At 47.2% G+C, this 5,497-nt stretch carries 8 protein-coding genes and 2 pseudogenes; 1 reads left to right on the top strand and 9 read right to left on the bottom strand.

The window, feature by feature from the left end; genetic code table 11:
* Nucleotides 1–630: 630 nt before the first annotated feature.
* The 8 genes and pseudogenes from NDA02_RS28015 to NDA02_RS27980 all read right to left on the bottom strand — a co-directional run bounded on the left by NDA02_RS28015 (nt 631) and on the right by NDA02_RS27980 (nt 4,651).
* Entirely contained in the window at nt 631–762 is a 132-nt protein-coding gene (locus NDA02_RS28015) for a hypothetical protein (protein WP_277879150.1), read from the bottom strand.
* A gap of 75 nt (nt 763–837) precedes the next feature.
* Nucleotides 838–1,074, bottom strand: a complete 237-nt coding sequence (locus NDA02_RS28010; RefSeq protein ID WP_199296567.1) for a hypothetical protein — start codon at nt 1,072–1,074, stop codon at nt 838–840.
* 146 nt (nt 1,075–1,220) lie between these two features.
* Nucleotides 1,221–1,286 (bottom strand): annotated as a pseudogene (locus NDA02_RS28005) (ThiF family adenylyltransferase); the annotation flags it as partial.
* A gap of 49 nt (nt 1,287–1,335) precedes the next feature.
* Nucleotides 1,336–2,169 (bottom strand): hypothetical protein, encoded by an 834-nt coding sequence (locus tag NDA02_RS28000; protein WP_348256287.1) that lies wholly within the window; start codon nt 2,167–2,169, stop codon nt 1,336–1,338.
* A 6-nt stretch (nt 2,170–2,175) separates the two neighbouring features.
* On the bottom strand, nt 2,176–2,760 hold the full coding sequence (locus NDA02_RS27995; protein WP_348256286.1) for a 3'-5' exonuclease: 585 nt from the start codon (nt 2,758–2,760) through the stop codon (nt 2,176–2,178).
* 30 nt (nt 2,761–2,790) lie between these two features.
* A complete protein-coding gene (locus tag NDA02_RS27990; protein WP_190792139.1) occupies nt 2,791–3,234 on the bottom strand; it encodes an NADAR domain-containing protein in 444 nt (147 codons plus the stop codon).
* The gene (locus NDA02_RS27985; RefSeq protein WP_348249927.1) at nt 3,231–4,082 is read right to left on the bottom strand and encodes a GNAT family N-acetyltransferase; all 852 of its coding nucleotides are present in this window, start codon (nt 4,080–4,082) and stop codon (nt 3,231–3,233) included. Before NDA02_RS27985 ends, NDA02_RS27990 begins: the two co-directional genes overlap by 4 nt.
* An 11-nt stretch (nt 4,083–4,093) precedes the next feature.
* Entirely contained in the window at nt 4,094–4,651 is a 558-nt protein-coding gene (locus NDA02_RS27980; RefSeq protein WP_190792141.1) for an RNA 2'-phosphotransferase, read from the bottom strand.
* 463 nt (nt 4,652–5,114) lie between these two features.
* On the opposite strand from NDA02_RS27980, the gene NDA02_RS27975 reads away from it, so the two are divergent.
* Nucleotides 5,115–5,339 carry a DUF433 domain-containing protein gene (locus tag NDA02_RS27975; RefSeq protein ID WP_348249925.1) on the top strand — a complete coding sequence of 75 codons (225 nt, stop codon included), beginning with the start codon at nt 5,115–5,117 and terminating at the stop codon, nt 5,337–5,339.
* Between the two features lie 52 nt (nt 5,340–5,391).
* Here the strand turns inward: NDA02_RS27975 and NDA02_RS27970 are convergent.
* A pseudogene (locus NDA02_RS27970) lies at nt 5,392–5,497 on the bottom strand (IS630 family transposase); the annotation flags it as partial.

Here is a 5,497-nt window from a genome sequence, read left to right as displayed (position 1 = left end):
CGAGGTGTAACTGGGTGGGGTCAGGTAAAAGCGGTTGAATGAAGATTAATTTCTCCTGATTCAGAGAATATATCTCTATCTTGCCAAAACTTCACCAAAAGATGGGATGAGCCAGAATTGCGTGTCAATTCGTAGGGTATGCGAAGAAATACATGTCAATTCGTGAGAGATAGCGAAGGAATACGTGTCAATTCTGAAGACCTATTTATTCCTACCTTTTCCAAAATTTTAGCTTACTCCTGAGATAGGTCTTGCCTTATAGCAAGCAAAAAGGTTTGCCCGTCTTTCATAATACTTGTAGGGGAAGGGAAAGAGGCAGGGGTCTGCAAATATTTAAGCGGTGTGAAGCGATCGCTGCAAGGAACATAAAATCATTTACACTCCCAAATTCCTTGCAAACTCTTCTATTAAGCAGAACTTAACTGCTGCGGAACAAGCGGAATTGTTAAAGAATGCAGAAGAATCTCAACTCAACTATGTCTCAAGAGATGAGTGCGCTCCGGTCAGCCAATCCTCCGCAATGAGCGGTTCTACCTCAACATCTGTCTCCTCCCAATCACTCAACCACCGCATCGCTCTTTGATGATGTAGATCCGCTAACTGGGCGATCGCCCATCCACCTAACCTAAGTTAGTCAATTTTCGACATCTGTCGCAGAACGGGTTCCACATTTTGCCACAGTTGATTCAAGTTAGCCTGTTCTCGCTCAACTAATGCTTGCTCAAACAACTCTCGGATCGCTATTTCTGCCTGAGCAAACATAGGGAAATTCCTTACTTTGCCTTTAAAGAACAGGGTGCGATCGGGCACTCACAAGGTTCTAAACGAATCGGTGGCTCAAACTCCGTGATGCCGTATCGCTCCTTCAACGTTACCAAAACCTTTATGTAGGTAGGACTTTACCTGCCCATTGGTCATACCCATGCAGGGGATCGGCTCGGTTTCTGCCAGTTTGTCTGGACCTCTCCACACCGTTACGGCTACTGCATGAAGGTGAGCGTCCTTCCTTGCTTCTCGATAGAGGTAAAGCAGTCCGATCGCTGGAAACTCAACTGGGACAGCAAGTTTCTCCATCTCCGAGGCCGTTGATTCCTGGTGCTGAGAGGGCGCTCGCTTTCCTCGTCGTTTGGCATTACTTTCAATTCGATGACGGTAGTGAAGTACGAAGATGTTGTTCTATAGATTCTTTGTAGAGAAGAGTTGTTGTTGTATAGATAATCAGCCAGGTTTGCACCCAAAGCGCCTGCACCACAAATGGTCACAGAAAAATCCTTCAGCTTTGCCATGACGGTATCCGTTCGGTAAAGCTATTCGTGAAAAAAGATGCTCATTGTTTCACCACTCCCGGTGTTCCATCACACCCACTAGCGATTGCAGATCAAAGTCGCGATCGCGTCCACTGAGGCAAATGCCAGAACTCACAACGGTCAGATCCTCTTTGGCGATCGCACTGGTATGACGCACGCCATCTAATGTTGCCCAATCCACCGTCCAGTAATCCCCTCGATCCTGAAACTGGTGCAGTTCACCCCCACCCAGCTTGAGAGCTTGCTGCAACCGCTTTTCATCTCGTTGAGGTTGAGCAAATCCTTCTATTTGCTGAGTTGCTAATTCGTAAAGGGTTCGCATTTCTGGAGTCATCCCCTTGAACTGCAATTCCTCCATAGGAGCCAACTGCTTGAGATTGGATTGGAGGGTTTCGGCGATTGTAGGATCAGCACGGCGATCGACTTCTTCAAACCAGCAGGAATTGCCATTCCAACGAGCAAGAATTTGCTCAAAGGCAACGCCTTCTGTCACTAAATGCACAGCAACAGGTTTGACCGTCTTAAACCGCTGCCGCATATCGGCTTCACTGACAGGATATGCCAGCCAGGATTGATGTTGTAAGCGATATGCTAGCCGCAGTCGAATGGTCGGAAACTGCTGCAAGTAAGCAGCGACCTGAGGTAAATCTGCCCCTTCCATCAGCGTTGCAGTTTGTTGACCTGTGGGTTGAAAAATACCCCATCCTTCAAACTGACGAGGTTTGGGAGTGAAGGTATAGACCATTCCTGCTGCCCGTGTCCGAACTCGTCCACCTTTGACACAGGATGCAAGGAATTGAGTTGATTGCAATTGTGCCTCAGCACTGGCAATCTGGTTGAGTAGCTTGCGGATGTCAGTCATCGTTAATTAAGCGGTTGAAGGCTGTTGTAGTTGTTGCCTGCCTAAAATGAACGGCAGCAATTTAGCAATATTTCTGGCATCATCAATGCCTCGGTGATGAGTTCCTTCTAGCGCAACCCCTGCCAGTTGCAAGGCTTCTGCCATGCCATATCGCTTGGGTAAACCCTGAGTGCTACTGAATAGCTGTTTGAGGTTGACGTGCGGATAGGCAATGGGAAAAGGAACGTTATGATACTTACTGTCTTGTTTGAACTGGTTGCGATCGTAATCACCCCAGGAACCAAATACCTCATTGGGATAGTTTGATAGCCAATGTTGTAAGAGAGCGATCGCTTCCACATAACCTGGAGCCTGATCGACTTGCTCCTGAGTAATTGAGGTTAATGATTTACAAAACTCTGTGAGGACAGGATAGCGAGTAGGTCTGATAAACGTTTGGAACTCTTCAATTACGTTCAAGTTCTGTGCTTCAACCATTACGGCTCCAATTTCGATAATTTCCATCTGATGCCGCTTGATCGTGTCTTGGTTACAACAAGTCGCCTCTAAATCAAGGACTAAATAGTAATCGTATTGAGTTAAGTCCATCATCTATTCCTCCCTTTCCCTCACTTTTATCTATCAGTTCTCGTTGCGTAAAACCTCACGCACTTCCATCAAAATTTGCCCTAATTTATTTTTGCCGCTGCCATCTTTGCCGCAACCCCAGTAGTAATCAATCGGAGAGTTCTCCACGAGCACTTCATCGCCAGTTGCCAGGAGTATCTCTTGGATATCTGCATGGATTCTAAACTTTTGCAGAACGGCTTTTCGCATCACATCATCCTTCACATGATTCCAATCCGTGCGGAGGGGAAGGGAGCGATCGCGCCCCATATTGGCTGCATCTTTAGGCGTTTTAGTTTGTCGTACCTTCTCTAGATAAGGAGTATCAATAAACTTCTGTGCCTGAAAATAATGCTCACTCGTCGCCCAATACAATTCATCCAGCATGAAACCATGTGCTGAGAAGTTAGAGAAGCAACCGTAGGGCTTTTCTCGTTCAACGTAAAAGTAAATGGTCATGGTTGCTCCTCGAAAATGAATGAATAGTCGTGCCAGTCACAGACGGGGTGATACCCAATTTGTTTGTAAATATGATTGGATGTAGGATTCGCTAAATCTGTAAACAGAAAGCAGCGATCGCATCCCTGGTCTAATAATTTCTGACTCAACGCAGCAACACAGGCGGTTGCATATCCTTTGCGGCGATACTCCAGCGGTGTATAAACAGGACCAATGCGAGCCGCTGTCGGTAAAGATTGGCTGCCACTTGCCCAAGAAACGGGAGTACCGTCGTCCCAAAGATGCACACTCTGGCGTTTCAACCCAGCCTCTACCATCCTTTCAGGCGTTTCACTCACCACTTCACCGATCTCAGCAACAAAGGCTTGAAACCAGTCCAGCAGCAATGGGCGATCGTCCTCAGTGGCAAGCCTGAGATGCCCCTTTGCCGTTGCTACAGGTTGAACCTGGGTTAGCTGATGGATTCGCATTTCCATCACCCTTTGATAGGGTTGTCCGGTGAGAGCCTGCCAGGATTGCAAAAACCTTGCTACCTCTGTCACTAACCCACCGGCACCCGGAATGGGCTTGCCCTGCTCCTGGACATTATGGGCAACTAACTGGAGCGCATCTAAGTCCATTACTTTAGACAGCACCAGCTTGTAGGGAGGGGTGCGAATTGCGACAGCCAAAATTCCATTATCGGCTTCCACGATCGCCAGGTAAGGCGGTTCAGGATATCGCTCTGGGTAATGCCGTAGCGTATATAGGATACCGAGTAACAGATTGTGCTCTGCCTCATACTGGAGTAAATAATCCTGAGCGCGATCGCAGAATTCTTGAAGGCTATCAAATCGACGTAATTGCATTGTTCATCTCCTTAGCACTCAGGACTCAGGATCTTTAAGTACTGGGGTGGAACCTGATCGACCAGCCAAACACCATTGTCTGAGCAGTAAAAAGTAAACCCGGCTTGCTGCATTGCAGTCGCAGCGATCGCAAAAATCACCGGACGACCATGCCGCATTCCAACTTTTCGTGCCGTTTCCACATCTTTCGACAAATGCACATGATGCCGTGACATCTTGAGCAGTCCTGATTGAAGAATGGCTGGCACCGATTGTTCCCCTGTTCCGTGATACAGCACATCCGGCGGAATTTGCGGTTGGAGTTCTAGATCAACCTCAACACTATGTCCTTGATTGGCTCGAATCCGAGTTTTGGTTTCATCAAATGAGAATCGCTGTTTGTCGCTGGTGGCAACCACTTCCTCTAATTCAGCGCGAGTGATGGGAAACTGATGGGCAGCACAAGCAGATAACAGATCATCGACGTTCACCCAGCCCCCGATCGCCAGAGTCAGTCCCAATCGTTCTGGTGCGTGTCGCAGATGTTTGCTGAGGTATTTGCTAATTTTGATCTGCCGTGTCTTGTCCATAACGTTCCTCCGCTTCAATCAATCTCCTGCGTGCAAGTTTTGAGAGCATTGCGCTTTCTCAGTTACTTGGGGCGCTCCAAGTCGTGGGTTATTACACACTCTTTCAAGGATGGCTACTTTTAAGCCCACCTCCCTATTCGCACTCCCCGTTCACAAGCACCCACTGCTTGTAGTGGTACGTTTCCTCTCGTACTCGTATGTAGGCTCTACAGGTTAGGGCATACAGGAGATCATTGAATGCTATCGCTTACCAAAAGAATTCCTGAATGGCGATCGCTACCACTTCATACACTTTTTTCATGTCGCTCATCACCATCACCTCCTGTGGTTGAGCGATCGCAAGAAATTCATAATACAATTTATACTACAAATACTACACGCAAGATCAGGAGATTCCTGAAGAACTAGGCTTTTCTATCGCCACAAGCGTTAGGATGGTCGTGTTTCAGCCTACAGAGAAACTATGAGGTATCAAGACATCATCACAATCGAGCCTGGAAAGCGGGGCGGAGAACCTTGTATTCGTGGAATGCGAATCACGGTTTATGATGTGCTGTTCTATCTGGCTTCAGGTATGACGGATGAGGAAATTTTGGATGACTTCCCTTATTTAACTCAAGAAGATATTCTTGCTTGTTTGAGTTATGCGGCTGACCGAGAACGACAAACGCTGATGATTCAAGCATGAAACTGCTATTGGTTATAACTGTTCACTCGGTCTGACTGTATCTGATATAGCTTTACGGATACACGTTCGAACAATGGTTGAAGGCAGCATCGACACAATCGCGAAAGCTATCAAATTCATCCCAGCGTTGACGCATCCAATTCTTGAGCACGAACCAC

This window comes from Leptolyngbya sp. ST-U4, assembly GCF_039962215.1.
GTDB lineage: Bacteria > Cyanobacteriota > Cyanobacteriia > Elainellales > Elainellaceae > Leptolyngbya_A.
The sequence above is the reverse complement of the archived record's forward strand: the minus strand, read 5'-3'. Positions and strand labels throughout refer to the sequence as shown.